We start from the raw sequence: 17,745 nt of genomic DNA on the forward strand, positions 1-17,745 counted from the left end.
TATGCCACCGTTGACCTTATCAGGCCGGATGGTTCTGTTCGAAAACGAGAAAAACCGTTAGTCGTCCATTTTCCAGAACATGCACAAGGAGCCGCAACAGAGGGATCACTCTGGGAGGTCAGTGGGCGTGAGCGAGAGAACTCTTTTACTGTTAATGATTTTATTGTTTCTGAGTACACAATTGATGCTACTGAAATCAAGTTCCTGAAGCCTTCAGGCAAAGTACTGTCTCGTTGGATCAGCAGTAATATCAACGGTATTGGCGGTGTTATCGCCAACCGGCTGGTTCGCCTTCCCAATCTGGCAGCATTGGTTGAAAAACGGGATAGAGCATCATTACTGGCTGTAGCAGGTATGTCAGAAGCCCGTCTGGATCGCCTGCTTAAAGAGTGGCCTGATGAAAGCCTGTACGACACTATCAAATGGTTGGAAGAGCAGCGGCTACCACTGGGGCTTGGGGAAAAGTTATCAGGCATCTTTGGTGCTGAAGCCATTGAGAAAATTAAGTCACACCCTTTTCTGCTCATGGCGATGGGTGCTTCCTTTGAAAAGACCATGGAAGTTGCCAAAGAGCTTGGCTTAACCATGGCTGATGACAGCGTGGTGGCAGGTGTCGCACAACATGTGGCTGTTCGATATACCCATAAGACAGGCTCAACGGTTATTGATCCTCAAAGCCTGATAAACGGTTGTGCTCATGTGATGCAGACACCTGCACCGGATAATGTCGGTGATATAGCCGTAGAGCATGGATTATTGGTTCAGGTCGATTCTGGCTATCAGGTTTACGGCTCTGCATTGATGGAAGCGGCTGTTGCCCTGTTTTTAACAAAAGCCCACAGTCGTTCAGTGGGAACTGGCTCGCTGGTAGCAGGCTGGGAAGCAGGAGTAACAGAACAGTCTGTTATTGATGCACTGGAAGCCTATGAGCAGACACTGCCATTCCAGTTAACAGGAGATCAGCGTCAGGCGGTAGTTGGTTCTGTGCTAACTCTGGTTTGCGGTATTTCTGGTGGTGCTGGAACAGGAAAAACCACCATTCTGAAAGCGATACTGGGTGTTTATCAGGCACTGGCAGGCGGTATGGCATTTTATCAGGTGGCGCTGTCTGGTAGAGCTGCCCAGCGCATGGCCGAAAGTACCGGATTACCGGCTCAAACCATCGCTAAATTTATTGTTGATCATGTTGGTGAAAAAAAGCCTCAATTGCCTGACCACCTGTTACTGGTGATTGATGAAGCTTCAATGGTAGATCTCCTCTCGATGTACCGACTGATCGGACTATTGCCAGAAGCAACCAGAATTATTTTTGTTGGCGACACTGCACAACTGCTGCCTGTTGGGGCTGGACTGGTTTTTCATGCCCTGCAAGATACCTTCATACCGTTCTTCAATCTGACACAGGTAAAGCGGCAGGGAGAGGAGAGTGGCATACACCATTTTGCAACGGCTATTCGTAATGGTGAGATTGAAATACCCCCTGATACCAAAATTACCCTTGCTGAAAGTGCCGATTGCTCCATAGAAGTGGATATGTCTCTGAGTCGATTGGAACAGCTTTGGAGAGAAGCAGGAGGCATAGGTAATAGCATTGTCTTATGCCCGGTTCGTAAAGGTGAAATGGGTGTGGATGGTATTAACCAGCGCCTACAGCAAGGTAATGGGCTTGAAAGGCCAAGTATCTATTATCAGGACAACCAGCGGGGCTGGATACCTTGGGTAACATCATCAGGAATAGAGTTATTACTAGGTGATCCCATTCTGGTAACGTCAAATAATTACGATGAAAATGCTGATGTCCGTAACGGCGACTTGGGGGTGATTACTGCTGTTTATGACGTTCCTGATGAAAACGGTGCAGTAGCGATGTCAGAGATCAATGGGGGCTGTATCGCTATCACCCCAGACCTGCTGGATAAAATGCAGTTGGGTTATGCTATTACCATTCACAAATCGCAGGGTTCTCAGTGGCCTACCTGCTTTGTTGTTCTGCCGCCTGAGGCAGGGCATATGATGGATCAGACGTTGTTGTATACGGCAGCGACCAGACCTGAGGAGAGGTTGGTGCTGATGGGTAGTGGACGAGTGATCAGGAAGGCTGGTGAAAGAGAGTGTTTGATTGAAAAGAGGTGTGTGTGCCTGCAAGAAAGAATGCGAGGTAGACAACAAGTGCAGAATAAATAAGAATCAAGCTATGGGTTTCGAGTGAACGATTAAGTCGAGAAGTGTGCTCATTTTTCAACCTGTTGTCCTTGTTTCCTGCTAGTGGTCTAGTAATTTGTCCAATTGATAAACGTGACGGATAACGAAATAGACATCGAACAAAAATTAAAAAATATTGATGGAATGAGATTTATGAAAGGGTACAATTTTAAGAAATTTATAACAGTCTTTGGATGGTGGGCTACAGTTATTTTGGCAGCCATGATACCAAATATCATATGGACTTATGTTTTTGATGGTAATTCTATTGAAGGCGAAGGTATTTATGTTGCATTACTTAGTGTTGTTATATATTTCTATATGGCAATTCATGTTGGCCTTAAGAAATTCGGAGTATACGGTTACAGAAGCTGGGAAGCTTTCACTTTTCCGATAAGTTTATTTTTTGTTGGGTTCCCTTTAAGCCTGATGCCATCAACAGGTTTTATGTCAATATTATTTATCTTTCCCGGCTTTATTTTAAGTATTATTCCGATGTTGATTATAGATAAGTTGTTCGCAAAAAAAATGAAAGCAAAGCTTAGAAGTTTTGTTGAAGATAAGGGTTATAACATAGATTACTATGAGTGTGATGGGGATTTTTTTTGCGCCATTGATTTTTCAAAGCCAGCTATTTGCTTTGGATCTTACTGGAAGAATGTTGAGATTAAGCCATCTGATATTCGAGCAATTGGGGCAGTAACTTCAGAGAGAACCATACAGGCCGGTTCACTTCCAGTTTCAGCTAAAGACAATATGATTCGCATAAAAACATCAATAGAGGGCTTTGAGGACTTACATATGAATGCAAGTTCTGATGATATGGAACATGGGATTTTTGGAAGTCAGTTGAAAAAATTCATGAACCTAGATGTATCCTAGTTAATGTCTCCCCTCTTTGATTCTAAAGGCGCTGCTGGCTCTGCAAACTGGATTGCTGATCCCAGTAGTGTCAAACTAAGGGAAAAATTAACAAGGGAAGGGGTTTTTATTCAGGGTGGCGTCACTGAGAAAAGTGTTGATTAAAAATACCTGAAATGGCTAAAAACAGCCTTTAATCGACAAATAGCAGCAGTTATGTTGATAAAGTAATCTTAATGGTGAGTTCAAATGACTGATAATAAAGGTAAAACTGATTCACTCACTCACCCTGTTTTGAAATCATGTGAATATAACCGTTCTGACGCCGGCTGGAGGGTGATTTTTGTAAAGTTTTAACCTGTATTGCTTTGAATGCAGGATGTTGCGAAAAAGTTTACAGGAAAGTTTGCGCTTTCTGTAAACTTTTTTTATACCTAAAATTAAGGTTATGGATTACCTTGAAATATTGTTAACTTTTTGTATGGGAGGAGCCAATGGAAGTGAGGAGAGTAAGATTTACATCAGGGGAGGATTATTCAGTCTTGTTGGATGGCAATAAGATGCCACTGCCATACCCCAACCTGTTCTTGACTGTCGAATTTCGTAATGCTTCTTCCTCACCTAACAATTGTCATAACGTCCTTGAGCGGATCAAGTACCTCTATGAAATCTGTGATTTCTTGGGTATTGATATTGAGCGGCGCTGCCTTGAGAAAGAATTTTTAACAAAGGATGAGCTGCAAACCATCATTCGCTGGTCAGGGCGAAAAGTAGAATCTTTCAGAGAGCATATTACTAAGGTCAAATCAAAGAAGGTGGTGTCACTACAGCCAAAGCGGAATAAGCTAGAAACTGCTAGGGCGGTTATTATCACAGATGATAAAGGAGATAGCGCACCATCTACGGCCTATAACAGAATTACAACATATGCCAAATATATTGGTTGGTTGGAACAGAAATGTTATCCAGATAGCAAGGGTGATTCTGAGAGGTTTATGTTGGGTATGAGGCCAGTTAAGGCTGGAAGTACTAATAGCATATACGATTGGGAAAGTGGTGAGGTTTATGGGTCTATCACATCATCTCAGTGTATTCGTGTACTGGATGTGATGCGCCACGACTCCACAGAAAACCCATGGAAGAATAAAGGTGTTCGATATCGTAATCAGCTAATGGTCAACATATTTGAAGCGCTAGGTATTCGTCGTGGTGAATTGGCTCGTATTTATGTCAATGACTTCAAACAAACTCCCAAAGGTCTTCATGTCCTTCGCATTAGAAAATCGGTGGATCTGGCAGATACTCGAAAGAATCGACCAAAAGCCAAGGCTAAGGGGCGAATTCTGCCAGTAGATAGCCGACTGGCTGAAATGATCAATAACTATATCATTGAATATCGTTCTGAAGTGAATGGTGCAGAGAAAATCCCTCAGCTTTTTATTACCCACAATCATAGAGAGAAAAAAAACAGAGCACTTTCACTGGATGCGATTAACAAAGTGTTCAGGGAAGTTTCGACGGTTGTTGGTTTCTCTGTTCACCCTCATGCATTTCGTCATTATTGGAATGATCAATTCAGCCAACGTGCTGATAGGCTTATTGCTGAAGGTAAAACAACACCAGCTAAAGTGGAATCGGATCGGCAAAAATTGATGGGTTGGGACGTTGATTCACGTATGGCTAAATGGTATGCATTTTGAGGAAGGGGATGATCGACGAATAGGCATGAATAACCACCTTACATATAGAGGCGTATCAATTAATGAATCACACACGCTGCGTGATTTAAATAAAATACTACGTGATCATCTCCCAGAAGGCTTTCCATATGTTGCGTACAAAACAGGGGAGGGGCGAGTCAATGTAAAATGGTCAGAGGCATTATTCGTCCAGCTTCAGAATCAGATGATTGCTGGCCAAACAACAAAATACGCACAGCTTATTATGCCAACAATCAATACCCTGAATGAAGATTTGGCTCCAACAAAAAAGCGTAAACGAAATGGAGAAATGGGTGGTGTACTTTCAATATTTCAGCGCTGGGATCGCGGGGAATTTTCAATAACTTCCCATCAATTGCGTCATATGCTCGATACCATGGCTGCTGTTAACGGTATGGAAGGTCAAATAAGGGCAAAGTGGGCAATGCGCTCTGACCCCAAACACAATCGCTACTATGACCACACGACTCCAGATGAATATGGGCATGACTTTCGTGAATATAGAGAAAGTGAGGTGGCGAAGCAGGAGGGGGCTAATACACAAATTGTTGTACAGGTAGCTACTCCCCGTACTATTCAGGAATTGAACACTAAGGCTGCATTATCTGCCCATAATACCGAATTTGGCATGTGTCCCCAGTCATATTTAAGCGAGCCATGCACAAAGTATCGTGATTGCGCTAACTGTAGCGAGCACATTTGCGTAAAAGGTGACGATGATAAATGCGAACGTCTTCGAAAAAAGCTCGCAACTGAAAATAAATTTCTCAAGAAAGATCGGGCTGCTGTTGAGAATAATGTGCCGGGGGCTGAGCAATGGTTTCAGCGTCGGCAAGTAACTGTAGAGCGTTGTGAGCAGCTCGTCAAAATGATGGATGATCCCAACGTAGAAGAAGGGGCGTTGATTAAGCTCTTGGATGTAGAGGATGTTACGCTGCTGGATCGTGCAATGGATATCAATGGCAAAAAACGATTGCCTGAAATCATTAATTACCAACGCATCAATAATGTAAGCGTTGATGAACTGGTGGGTATAGAGAAAGACAAGAGCGATGAGGATTCTGATATTACTCAGTTATTAGACGAGATGGGGGATTTGGATGACCTAGAATCGTTATGGGAGGACGAGAATGGCTAAGCATCTAACGGACAAAGATATTGATAGCGTTGTAGATATTCTGGATAACTGGCCAACGGACAGTAAGCTGACATGGGGCAGGCTAGTTGATGCTGTCAAGCATGGCTATAAGCTGGAAACAACACGGCAAACCCTCCAAAAGCAAGTCAGAATCAAACAGGCTTTTTTGGAGGTGAAGGCTATTGTCTCTGGCGCTACTGCCAAGACGGTCAGTAAGTCAGTGCCTCCAAGTCTCAAAATAGCTCAGCAGAGGCTTGAAAAGAAAGACCGTGAAATTGCACGATTACAACGTGAGAACCAACAGCTACTAGAGCAATTTCATACATGGTTATATAACGCCAGTATTGCTGGTATTAGGGTTGAGCAGCTTAGTACCCCGCTGCCAAATAAAGACAAAATGTAGAGGGGATGCTGTATGGCACAGGCAGACACAATTTCTCAAGCGCAAGAAAGCCTGAACAAGTTTGAAGCATGGGCTTTGACTCAATCCCGTTCAGATTTTGTGGCGATATCGAGAGGCTCCAGGCTTATCCGTGCTGAGGTTGCTAAAGGTGTTGGTGTCACTCGTTCAACGCTTAATGACAATGTGCTAGTTAAGGCTGCGTTATTGGAGCTGGAATCCAATCTACGAGATCAAGGGGTTTTGGCTCCTCTTGTCAATAAAGATGAGGCATCGGAGAGTGAGGCTGGAGAAGTGCTTCATGATCAGTCTGCAAATGATCTAAAACGGCTGAAAGCAGAAAATGAAAGGCAACAGAAAATCTCTTTACTCGGTATATACAATCTGATTCTGCTTTTGTTGGTGTTGGTGAAAGATTAGCTCGACGCATATGGGTTAAGTTTCATAAGGGGGTTTATGACCTTCTGGAAAGTAAAAACGTTGAGTGCCTTATGGAGTGCAGAGGTGTTACTGAACGTATTGCAAACAGCTTAATAGCTGGTTGGGACGCTATGAAAATCTAAAGCAAATCGCTTGGTTTGATAAGCATGACATACCATCTGGCATTGCTCGCACCATAATCAAATATCATAAATCAAAAGCAATAGAAGCCATTCAAGCTGATCCTTATCGTTTGATTAGTTTTGGTCTCAAGTTTGCTGAGGCTGACAAGCTTGCCATAGAAAAGTTTGGCTATAAGGAAGATGATTATGTCCGTCTCAGTGGAGCGATAGAGCAATCTCTTCATGGTCGGATGATGGATGGTCACACAGTTTCAAGACATGAGCACTTATTACCAGCCATTGAAGAAACGCTACTGGGTTCACATGAGTTAGCGGTGGAGGCGTTAAAGGCAGGCTATGAACATACTGCCTTCATACTAACAGAACACGGAAATTTCCACGCTGTTGGTCAGTGGATTATGGAGCAGGTTGTAGCTCGCCGTTTCGCTAAATTAGCAGCAAGGCAAGTGTGGAGTTCGCATTATGACAAAGCATTGCAATCTGCTTTATCAACTCTGTCATTCCCGCTGACCGAGAAGCAACATGAGGCTGTTGTTAGTGCGCTGTCACATGGGGTCTCTGTGATTTCTGGCGGTGCAGGTACTGGTAAAACAACCGTTCTTAATGTGGTGCTCAGAGCTTATCTGGAATTGGGGGCAGATATTCGTGCTATGGCGTTAAGTGGTCGAGCGGCCAAGCGAATTACTGAGGCTACGGGGTTTCCAGCCCAGACCATTACCGGGTTTATGAATTCAATTGACGAAAAGCCTCTGTCAGAACGAACCCTTATTGTTATCGATGAAGCGTCAATGATAGACCTAGCCTCCATGTTTAAGCTTGTGAATCTAACCAGAGGGCGTTCAAGGTTTCTTCTGGTAGGTGATCCAAAGCAGCTTGCACCTATTTCTGGCGGTTTGGTATTGCATGATGTTGTTGATGTAGTTCCCACGGTGATACTGGATATTGTCAAACGCCAGAAGGGTTCTACAGGTATTCCTGAATTTACTCGAATGATTGTAGAGAAAAAAGTGCCGGATTTGGTGATGTTCAATGACAATATCGTTTTTCACCACAGCCACCCGAAAGATATCAACGATAAGGTGACTCAGCTATATCAACAGCAACCGGACGACACCCAGATTATTGCGGCTAAGTATGCGGGAAGAGGCGGCATTGATGTTATTAACGAGCTTTGCCAAACCGCATGTAATCCGAATGGTAAAAAACTCCGGTTCAACTTAAACGGTGTTGATAAGTACCTTGATATTCGTGAAGGTGATCCGGTCATTTTTGTTCAAAATAACTGGGATCGAGGTATTCAGAACGGAACCCTTGGCAAACTGATTAATGTTGGTTGTCCACAGGTTGTGGTGGGTGGCGGTGATGTATCCCTTGCAGATGTGGTGATTGACACTGGTGAGACTATTCCTCTCACTCTTGATCTGATTGATGCTATCAGAGCTGCATATTCCATTTCTCTGCATAAAGCGCAGGGCAGTCAGTTCAAGCGGGTTATTGTTCCTGTAATGAACATTGCCATGCTGGATAACGCTTGGATTTATACGGCGCTGACTAGAGCTGAGGAAAAGATTGAGTTGGTGGGTAGCTACCAAGACTTTGGTAAAGCTATTAAACGATTGGGGGATTCGGATAAGCGGGATACTTTCCTCAAAGCGTTGTTGAGTAAGGAGCGGGGCGAAAGCTTCAGGTGCACGTTGGTTCAGTAAATACTGAAAAACGAGGCAGAACTGGCCAATTTTAACAATTTTTGATTCCATTTTATCAGGGTAAAATGACCTTACTGGATCTGAATCTTCTGAAAATTCGATAAAACGGAACCAACGTCACCCTGAAGCTTTCGCCCTGAGTAAGGAGGTGAGCTTGCAGTATGCGTAGACCTTACCGTAGGTAGATAGTCAGATTTACATAAATTCAGATTAAAATGGATATTGAAGCACAAATAATATAATGCTCTGTATATTTTCTGTTCTTTAGAATAGGTGTAAAAAGAACTTTTTTTGATTTAATCGCTCAACTCTTATGAAGCATCCTGCTTCTAAATTAAATTAAATTAAGGTGTTCTTATGCATCCTGTTGGTGATAAACCTGTATTAAATCGACCTTTTAGTGAAAAAAAAGAGTCTACAACTCAGGATTTGACAGGTAGTTTTGGTAGTCCATCGATGCTAGTGAAAGAGGTTGGGGTAACAGGTGGTCATTTGCCTGAGCCCGATGGAAGTATAGCTTCTTCCCGTGATCTGGCTGGTAGTTCAATTACGCCCATCAAAAGTGATTTTGATTCGGAGTCAAAGGAATATGTAGAAAAAGTAACCAAAATTATTAAAGAAACTTGCGCTCTTACAGAATTAGAAAGTGGATGGACGTATATGGAAAATATGTGCCCGGGTTGGAGCGGATGGACACAAGTATATCTTCTCGATAACGATGGAATGGTTCGCGCTGACTACGGGTTAGAAGATGGTTACCGTAGTACACCATATGGAAATCAGCGTGTACAATGGTCAAAGACTGGTGTAGAAAACTTTGAAAGTAGTCAAAAGATTACTCAAGAAGTGAAGGCATCGAGTAAATTTAAACAGGTAGAGGACATCAAAAATTGGAAACCCAGCAATAAGTTGGCATGCATTATCTCATAGCGTCGAGAAGAGCTAGAGATCTACTGACCAGCGTCGGTTTTACAACAGATATTTGGAGTTGAGCCGATATGTCACTCATAAAGCGGGGTTGGTGGTGTTGCAGACTTCATTTTGCATCACCGCTGATGCCGTTGCCATTGTCTTCAAGATATTTTTTCTGATATGGTGTTTTGTAAAGTTTTGCACCCAAACTGACATAAAGTTAACAGTAAACATTACAGAATTCCGTTTTGCTTATTGTGGCTTTGGGTAACTTATTGATTTTATTTGTTTTAGGGGGGTTATGGCTCGGTCAGTCAGTCATCAAGGTCAGCATAACCGTTTTGATTTAAGAATGGCTCTCCGTGAGCGTCGTCGAGCACTGAACGCTGACCAGCAGGTCAGCGCCGGAAAAGGACTTTGCGAGGTTCTTAAATCACGGCCAGAGCTATTAGCTTGTCAGCATATTGCGGTGTACCTGGCCAACGACGGGGAGATTAACCCTGAAACGCTTCAGGAATATCTCTGGCAGTCAGGTAAACATTGCTATCTACCCGTTGTGGATCAGAGCGGAAGTAAAGTGCTTACGTTTGTTGAATACCACACAGGTACATCATTGGTTGAAAACCGGTTCGGAATTCCTGAACCTTCTCTGAATGGGGCAAAGACAATTCCTCCGGAGAAGCTCGATATCGTGCTGGTTCCATTGACTGGCTTTGATGAGCAGGGAAGACGATTAGGCATGGGAGGAGGGTGCTATGACAGAACGTTTGCCTTTACCAGCATCGCTCACAAACCCATACTGATTGGCCTTGCCCATGAATGCCAGAAAGTTGATTCTATTCCGGTAGAGCATTGGGATATTCCAATGGCCGGTATTGCAACAGATTGCCAGTTTTACCAAATTTCCGCGTAAAGCCTCGCCTTTAGGCCCGATAGGTCGGGGAGCGTCAGTCGATATAAAGATCAGTAAAGAACGCTTTTGTTCCCGGAACAACGGCGTAATGATCAAACTCTGTTACACCTCTTTCCCTTAATAAATTTTCATCAATACAATGGTTACCTGTGAATTCAGTTCCACTGGTTAAGATGGCATAGGCTGCATCAGCCATGATTGCCGGTGTTCTTGAAATGTTGAAAAGATCTTTTCCTCCCGCTTCAAATTCAACGGCGGCGGTTGCAATGGTCGTTTTTGGCCATAGAGAGTTAACCGCGATGTTATCGGAACGAAACTCTTCAGCAAGCCCCAGTGTCAGCATCGACATAGCGTATTTGGTAATTGTGTACGGTGTGTAGTCCTTGAACCATTTTTTGTTCAGATTGATGGGAGGAGACAGGTTAAGGATATGGGCGCAGTCAGACTTTTTCAGCCAGGGTAAGGCAAGCTGGCTACATAAAAGGACTGCCCGGGTATTGATTTGATGCATCAGGTCAAAGCGACTGATGGGTGTTTTTTCCGCGGGTGTCAGGCGGATCGCACCGGCGTTATTTATGAGCATATCGATGCCACCAAAATGAGCAGTGGTTTGTTCTATCATCTGAGCAATGGAATGCTCGTCACGTACATCTACCTGAATAGGTAACGCCTGTCCTCCTGCAGAGATGACTTCATCAGCAACAGAGTAAATGGTGCCAGGAAGCTTCGGATGGGGCTCGGTTGTTTTGGCGGCTATAACAATATTGGCACCATCAGCAGCGCATCGCAGGGCGATCTCCCTGCCAATTCCACGGCTTGCGCCGGTTATAATGATCGTTTTCGAGCTAAGGTCAGGCACTTGAAACTTCCTTTTGTTATTTTGACTCAAAGTGAACTTTTCTGATCTGCTATCACTTAGAATTGGATAAGACTACTACAGCGATAGATTAATCGGTATAAAAAATGAGATTGGAGTCGGGGAGGTTTAGATACATGGATGGGCGGGAAAGAAGACGCAAAAATAATTTTTAAAACCTAATGAAATGAATGTGCGAATTCTAATGACGTATGAGAAAAAGAGCCGCCCAGCTCCATTTACTTAAGAAGGGCGGCACATTTCTGGCTTTAAACTGCGATCAACAAGTTCTACGAACTATCAGTATCAGTATCAGTAGCTTTCGCAAGCATCCCCGGGAATTCTCATTAGCCCCGGTTTTCCATAGGCTGAGGTAAACGTAGAAGCCAGTCCTGATACTTTGGAATCAGAGCTTGGGTTTGTCAGACAGTAAGAAACATCATCTCCTCTGACAAAAGAAGCATGAGCTTTACCATAGCTGTACAGCGTGCATGAGCTTTTCTGTACATTAATAGTAGAGGTTTGTCTGCCATCAGAAACGGTAACATAAAAATCGATCGGATTTTCAGTGACATAGGCACTGCCTGCTGTTGTCCACCCGGTCATCTGTTTGACTAACAAAAGATTGGTAATCCCCCTGTTTCTGGGGACATAAAGGTTATCGCCAATATGTTCAAACTGTGAATCATTCTGTATTGAACCCTGATTCAACATGACACTGTCTACGTACCAGCCATCTTCAAGTGTCACCGTCATCAAACCACAAATGTAGTCATTGGCAACAGGAAGAAGTCTTAATGCCTGACTGAGAAGAATGTTGTGTGCGGCCCGATTCAATATACGGTTCGAAGTACCAAAATCGTAGACAGAATTGGGGACATAGTTCAATGCATCCTTCCAATGGCTACCGGGTCCGTCACCAGAACCCAGGATTATTGTGAGGTGAGCAAGACCTTCAAGCAGGGAAAAAGCACCACTACCAATGGTAGACAGACCCACCCCGCTACTAGAACGCTCTCGTTCGACCCCCATACTGGAGTCTGGGGTAGACCCCCAGGATGCGGATGCGATCGATAATAAAAAGACGATGGACAAACACTTTCCTCTAAACATGCTAAACCCTTAATCCAGATGGCTGTTTTAATTAAGTAAGTACGGTTACATCTCAATAAAGATCAGAACCGAACGGTTGGACAGTAAGTAGCCATTATTATTCCAAGCTTTAAATATATTTTTTTGAAATATCTCATAGGTGTTTATTGATTTTTCAGCTCGCTAATGAAACTTGTTTACTGCATGGAATGATACTAAAGGGATTCTAGAGTAATTTTTTATTTACGCAAAATGGTGTGGCTATATAAAAAAAGAAATAAGTGCTCTTTTTTTATATGAAGAGGTTTTCATAATTAAACTATATAAGTCAGGCGTTGTTATATTTCTATGAGTTCATTTTTTAATGAGGGCTATCGTTTTTGCAATAGTGGTTGATAAAATGATTTCCTTATTTTTTTTGGATATAACGTTTATGTAGTTTTGGTTGGATATTATTTGTTTTGTGTGTTTATGGTCATTAAAAGTCAGGAAAAGGACTGCGTTTCTGTCCAGGGTGCGAATATACTATGGCTTCTCGGATTATCTCTGCTGTTAAAAGGTATGATCCATTTGATTAATTGGTATAGAACAGACTGTTAAGTACTGCATGATAGCTATTGAAGTTTGTGTTCATAGTAAAAATGATTCTTACGTTTCCAACGCAGTTTCCGGAGCCTGGCAAGGAGGCGCAGAAAGAATAGAGCTATGTTCCCATATGGAACAGGATGGTTTAACCCCTTGTGTCAGACATATAGAGTTAGCTCGTGAAGCCTTTAAGGATCGCCCCGGGCTACTGGTGATGATTCGTCCTGCAGGCGGTGACTTCTTTTTTAGCCGGAATGAAATTGATTTAATGGAACGCCAGATTGTCGATGCGGCAAGAGCGGGTGCAGATGGTGTTGTCATCGGCGTATTGGATAAAAATACTTCATTGATTCATCAGGATTACTGCCGTCGGCTGATAGAAAGAGCCCGGGACTATGAGTTGTCTGTCACCTTTCACAGGGCTTTTGATGCAACTTTCAATGCAACTTTCAATGCAACTTTCAATGCAAGAGCCGATTGGAAATACTCACTGGAAGCATTAGTAGAACTGGGGGTGGACCGGGTTTTATCCAGTGGCATTTCCTGGGGGAACTCTGGTACAGCGTTGGATGGAATTGGCCGGTTGATCGATATGGGCAGGTTTGTATCCGGGAAGCTTGAAGTTGTCGTTGGTGGTGGCGTTTCTCTGGATAATGCCTCCATGATTCTTGAATCTCTACAGCCAGTGATGACTGACTTTTCACTCCATACCTACAGTGCCATGCTTGAAGATGGCAGAGTGAGTTCTGAAAAGGTCCGTCGACTGAAATCTTTGCTGGCCCATGAATAATGACCTGACGCTGTTCCTGATCACTAACCTTCGATATCTTAGGAGGTAAGGAACTGTCCTGAAATAAGTTCCGCATTTGACTGAGACTTGTTAAGGCCGTTGTCCGTTGCCCGTTACCCGCAAAAGTACAAGCGGACCCGGCCGGGTAGCGGGCAGCGTTTGTTGAAATGGGAAAGTTATTAACGGACAGTTTCTAAGGTATGGGGAGTTACTGCTCAAAACAGGCGTTAAGAGCAGAACTCTATGGGGAAAGCGACGCTTCATGACAGGGAAGTTAATGATGAAACTATTGTCCATCATTTTTTTGATGATGCTATTTTCTGTTCCATCAGGAATCTCTGCAGATGGCCACTCTGCAGAGTCTGCAATCACTCCAGAGATATCAGAAAATTTACATCAGATTGTCGTTGATCATCAGGGCTGGTGGCTGACCGGACTATTGGTGGGTACTCTGGATTCCAGAGAGTGGGTTGACGGAGTCATCTGGAACTCTGGAGAGCTTGAAGTGCTTACCGGTAATGGTTCGCAGCCTGGCCGTTATCCGTCTTTTCAATATTTACTGTCTGTTGAAGGACAGGCCAGTGAACTCTGGCAAAATCTGATGGATGTTCGAGGGGCGCAGAACTTTATTTTCGAATACAGAAGCAAGGCTTTCTGGAGCAGTCCATTCAGCTCGGAGAGTGATTTAATTCTGACGAATATTGCCAGTGGTGGCGAAAATTTCCTGGATACCCAAACGTATAAAACCTTTCCAGACGGTGTAGAAGTTGAATTGGATTATCACAACACCTGGTTTTTCCGGGAGAGGGTTTCCAGAGGGCTTGTTACCCGGGTTCAGCGAGTCAACAGAAGGTTGTTAAGTAATCAGTGCATTATAGATGTGCATATGGGGGGATCACGCAATATCGCTAACTACCGGGATGAGTGGGTACCCAGACAGAACTCAACCAGTGAGTCAGGCATAGAAGAGGAAGCCCAGGCCTATCTGACTTCTCGAAAGGAGTACCTCTCTGTTCCAGATGTCGGGCAGTTTACAACCTATAACGAAAGCTTCTGTCGCTACGCAGAGGTGGCTGCAGTCACAAGTCAGGAGGTCAATATCCTTTATTCGGATTTCTGGAGTTCAGGAGAAAACCTGGTAGAGACAGAGCTTTATAAAATTTGGGTTGAAAGTCCGGAATGAGAACCCTGACCGTAGCAAATTTAAGGCCGCAACCCGCAACCCGCTGCCCGCAAAAGCACAAGCACAAGCACAAGCGAAACCGGCTTTTTCTGGCAACGGGAAGCGGGAGGCGGGAGGCGGGAAGCGGCCTTTATGTTAGAAACCGACAATACCCTGTATGCTACTGACCATGCACTCAGGAGGCTTTTCTTCACAAAGTGTGTAATCGTAACAACGCTTGGTAAAGTCATTGATGGTTTCAGAGTTCGGATTAACACCGGCTTTGGTTACCGGAATGGTGGCAATCTCTTTAAGGTTCATGGCGCAAGAACCGTAGTTACCGTCTTTGACTTCCATGACAGCGATGCTGCCGGTTCGGGGCTGCACAGCGTAGAGGAATTCCCGGGCGTCAGAGTCATCATCGCAGCTGCATTCATCACTTTTAACGATCTCAAAGTCAATCACATGATTGCCATTGATGCTCTCATCAACCAGGCGGCTTTTCGAGATAAAATGCCTGATCATGCATTTAGGCTCGTTAACTTCAAATGTTGAGAAGATCCCCGGGCCGTCCACCAAAAGACTCCTGTCCAGTGGTTTAAGCTCGCCAAAGCTGCCAACAATGACGCCCCGGGATGAGGGCTTGATCCAGCAGGGAAATTTGGTTCCTGTTGCCATTGCATCGCCAATAGCAAAAAGCCGATTGTCGTGTAGTTTGTACAATCCAATGGAATGGTCATTGACGTGGGTAAGCGCGAGAACATCCTTACTCAGGAAGGCCAGACTGAAAGGCCCCTTTCTACCTGTCCCATCACTGGAAGCCATGTCAAACTCACTGGAGTGACCGGTTCCCTGAATCCTGCTCATGTCGTTTATATCAAAGACGACCACTCTGCCGGCAAACCCCGAATCGGGCCCTCCTTTGATAGTGACCAGTAATTTGTCTTCATCAGGACTGAGGGTGATCTGCGCCGGTGAAGTCAGTACTTCGCCGGGCTGGGGCCATGGATAGGTGTCGGTGAAATCAGCCAGGGAAATTGAGTGCATCTGTTTATCGATTGGATCACCCGGATGACCTGTGTACAAATAGCACTCTTTGTCCAACGATGCCCTGCCAATGGCACCATCTTCACCGGCATTTAAGATATACAGGGATTGAAAACCAAGCCAGTCCGGAGCACTGCCAACGGTCAGGCTATTGGGAAAAATGCCTCCTGAGTCGATAGTGGATCGTCGACTGAGTCCCTTACCTTTCTCTATTTTAAAAGAGAACACAGAATTGCTGCCGGCATTGACACCTATCAGGCAAGTATGGGATTCATTCATGATCAGTGAGCCCTGTGAGCCCAGACCATCATGGGCAGCACTAACCTGTGGTACATCCGGAGCAAATACAGTGGCTGTTGGCGCCGGGCCGCTACCAATACCATCGGCTTTATAAGCTTCCCGGAAGTTCAGCATACCTTCACTGTCACGGTCGTACATAACGACCTGATTGCCAGCTTTGTAAGCGGCATTGTTGGTCATAACGAACACATGCCCCATAACCTTGCCGCCAGTCGATCCGACAGACTGGAACATAGTGGTCGACCAGCTACTGTTCGGTGCTTCGCTCCCCGGGAGCATGGTCGAACTCGTACTGTAGTCCGGCGCTTCGCTCCCCGGGCACATGGTCGAACTCATACTGTGGTCTGGTGCTTCGCTCCCCGGGAGCATGGTCGAACTCGTACTGTAGTCCGGCGCTTCGCTCTCCGGGCACATGGTCGAACTCATGCGCTGGTCCGGCGCTTCGCTCTCCGGGCACATGGTCGAACTCATGCGCTGGTCCGGCGCTTCGCTCTCCGGGCACATGGTCGAACTCATACTGTGGTGTGAGGCAATGGCTGCCGTTATGACAGTACTGGCCGCAAAGGCCAGTACGCCATGGGAGATGATTTTTTGCATAGTGACGACTCTCTTGAACAAAACATTCTTGCTCTTGAATTTACGTGAACACAATTTCGAAAAAATCTATCTATCGGGTATCTACGGTTGCATCCGGTGTTTGAAAACAGGTGTAACGGAAACGCAGGGTTAAGAATCATTCCGGCCGGGAAATGACAGTGGCTAATTATAGATCAAAGAAAAAAGAATACTGGGAAAAGCAACCATGAAACAGGTTCTGAAAGTTTGTTAGAAAATAGATACACGGGCAGTGTCGCTGGTTATTACCAACTGATTGGGCAGTTATTAAAAAGTCTGATTAGTTGGATAGCCTTCTGGTACACGGTTTCAATGGGTTTGACATACAAGGTTGGGTCGAACGGAGTAGCCTCAACAATTTTACCCATGATTGCAGATAGTTTGTTGGGGCTCGCATTCGCTCGACCCAACCTGCGCCACCGGTCAATTTCAATGAAACCATGTACCAGGTATTAAAAGAATGAGAACCACAAAGACACAAAGACACAACGTTTTTTTTGGTTGTTCTCACGCTGCGCGTGGAACAAGCCAACCCTTTCTTTTCTTTGTGCCTTTGTGTCTTTGTGGTTCATCTCTTAAAGCGCTATGAAGAGTACGCTACGGGCCGAGGCCCTGATTCAGAAACTGGTGGCCGGCATTGATGAAATGGTGACGGAGCAGCTCTGTGCCATCATACAGCACCCCCGTTTCAAGGCGCTGGAGTCTCTGTGGCGTGGCCTGCTTTATATGAGGGATGCGGTGCCAGCGGTGGCACCGGTGCGGGTACGACTTCTGGATATGAGCTGGGCTGAGCTGTCCGATGACCTGAATTTAAGTGCCAGAGTACAGACTACAGTGCTGTTCCGGCTGGTGAACCGGGAGGAACTCAATACTCTGGGTGGA

General features: G+C 44.7%; 15 protein-coding genes. 12 read left to right on the forward strand and 3 right to left on the reverse strand.

All coding sequences use genetic code 11. From position 1 onward, the window contains the following. From RM811_RS23530 to RM811_RS23570, 9 genes are all read left to right on the forward strand, one after another. On the forward strand, positions 1 to 2,184 hold a 2,184-nt coding region (locus tag RM811_RS23530; RefSeq protein ID WP_402529180.1), incomplete at its 5' end, for an AAA family ATPase. A 111-nt stretch (positions 2,185 to 2,295) separates the two neighbouring features. Further along, positions 2,296 to 3,084 (forward strand): hypothetical protein, encoded by a 789-nt coding sequence (locus RM811_RS23535; RefSeq protein WP_402529183.1) that lies wholly within the window; start codon positions 2,296 to 2,298, stop codon positions 3,082 to 3,084. A gap of 524 nt (positions 3,085 to 3,608) precedes the next feature. Continuing rightward, positions 3,609 to 4,763 carry a site-specific integrase gene (locus RM811_RS23540; RefSeq protein ID WP_402529186.1) on the forward strand — a complete coding sequence of 385 codons (1,155 nt, stop codon included), beginning with the start codon at positions 3,609 to 3,611 and terminating at the stop codon, positions 4,761 to 4,763. Then, the gene (locus RM811_RS23545) at positions 4,753 to 5,922 is read left to right on the forward strand and encodes a hypothetical protein (protein ID WP_402529188.1); all 1,170 of its coding nucleotides are present in this window, start codon (positions 4,753 to 4,755) and stop codon (positions 5,920 to 5,922) included. Before RM811_RS23540 ends, RM811_RS23545 begins: the two co-directional genes overlap by 11 nt. Then, positions 5,915 to 6,325: a hypothetical protein gene (locus tag RM811_RS23550; protein ID WP_402529191.1), complete on the forward strand. Its 411-nt coding sequence runs from the start codon at positions 5,915 to 5,917 to the stop codon at positions 6,323 to 6,325. The genes RM811_RS23545 and RM811_RS23550 overlap by 8 nt, the downstream gene beginning before the upstream one ends. 12 nt (positions 6,326 to 6,337) lie before the next feature. Then, positions 6,338 to 6,742 carry a VPA1267 family protein gene (locus tag RM811_RS23555; protein ID WP_402529194.1) on the forward strand — a complete coding sequence of 135 codons (405 nt, stop codon included), beginning with the start codon at positions 6,338 to 6,340 and terminating at the stop codon, positions 6,740 to 6,742. Between the two features lie 121 nt (positions 6,743 to 6,863). Beyond that, the gene (locus tag RM811_RS23560; RefSeq protein ID WP_402529196.1) at positions 6,864 to 8,591 is read left to right on the forward strand and encodes an AAA family ATPase; all 1,728 of its coding nucleotides are present in this window, start codon (positions 6,864 to 6,866) and stop codon (positions 8,589 to 8,591) included. A 357-nt stretch (positions 8,592 to 8,948) separates the two neighbouring features. Further along, the gene (locus RM811_RS23565) at positions 8,949 to 9,521 is read left to right on the forward strand and encodes a hypothetical protein (protein WP_402529199.1); all 573 of its coding nucleotides are present in this window, start codon (positions 8,949 to 8,951) and stop codon (positions 9,519 to 9,521) included. Positions 9,522 to 9,804: 283 nt separating this feature from the next. Continuing rightward, entirely contained in the window at positions 9,805 to 10,416 is a 612-nt protein-coding gene (locus tag RM811_RS23570; RefSeq protein ID WP_402529202.1) for a 5-formyltetrahydrofolate cyclo-ligase, read from the forward strand. A 34-nt stretch (positions 10,417 to 10,450) separates the two neighbouring features. Here the strand turns inward: RM811_RS23570 and RM811_RS23575 are convergent, their stop codons facing one another. Together RM811_RS23575 and RM811_RS23580 are read right to left on the reverse strand one after the other, a co-directional pair. Beyond that, positions 10,451 to 11,275: an SDR family oxidoreductase gene (locus tag RM811_RS23575; protein ID WP_402529205.1), complete on the reverse strand. Its 825-nt coding sequence runs from the start codon at positions 11,273 to 11,275 to the stop codon at positions 10,451 to 10,453. A 309-nt stretch (positions 11,276 to 11,584) separates the two neighbouring features. Beyond that, positions 11,585 to 12,304, reverse strand: a complete 720-nt coding sequence (locus tag RM811_RS23580; protein ID WP_402529207.1) for a hypothetical protein — start codon at positions 12,302 to 12,304, stop codon at positions 11,585 to 11,587. 667 nt (positions 12,305 to 12,971) lie between these two features. Between RM811_RS23580 and RM811_RS23585 the strand changes: the two genes are divergently transcribed. Both RM811_RS23585 and RM811_RS23590 read left to right on the forward strand, forming a co-directional pair. Beyond that, entirely contained in the window at positions 12,972 to 13,739 is a 768-nt protein-coding gene (locus RM811_RS23585; protein ID WP_402529210.1) for a copper homeostasis protein CutC, read from the forward strand. Between the two features lie 277 nt (positions 13,740 to 14,016). Then, on the forward strand, positions 14,017 to 14,922 hold the full coding sequence (locus RM811_RS23590) for a hypothetical protein (RefSeq protein ID WP_402529213.1): 906 nt from the start codon (positions 14,017 to 14,019) through the stop codon (positions 14,920 to 14,922). 135 nt (positions 14,923 to 15,057) lie between these two features. Here the strand turns inward: RM811_RS23590 and RM811_RS23595 are convergent, their stop codons facing one another. Beyond that, complete coding sequence (locus tag RM811_RS23595; RefSeq protein WP_402529216.1) at positions 15,058 to 16,845, reverse strand: hypothetical protein; 1,788 nt, start codon at positions 16,843 to 16,845, stop codon at positions 15,058 to 15,060. 603 nt (positions 16,846 to 17,448) lie between these two features. Here RM811_RS23595 and RM811_RS23600 point away from each other — a divergent pair. Further along, positions 17,449 to 17,745: type VI secretion system contractile sheath domain-containing protein (locus RM811_RS23600; RefSeq protein WP_402529219.1), on the forward strand; the 297-nt coding region annotated here is incomplete at its 3' end.

This window comes from Endozoicomonas sp., from assembly GCF_031844845.1.
Lineage (GTDB): Bacteria > Pseudomonadota > Gammaproteobacteria > Pseudomonadales > Endozoicomonadaceae > Endozoicomonas.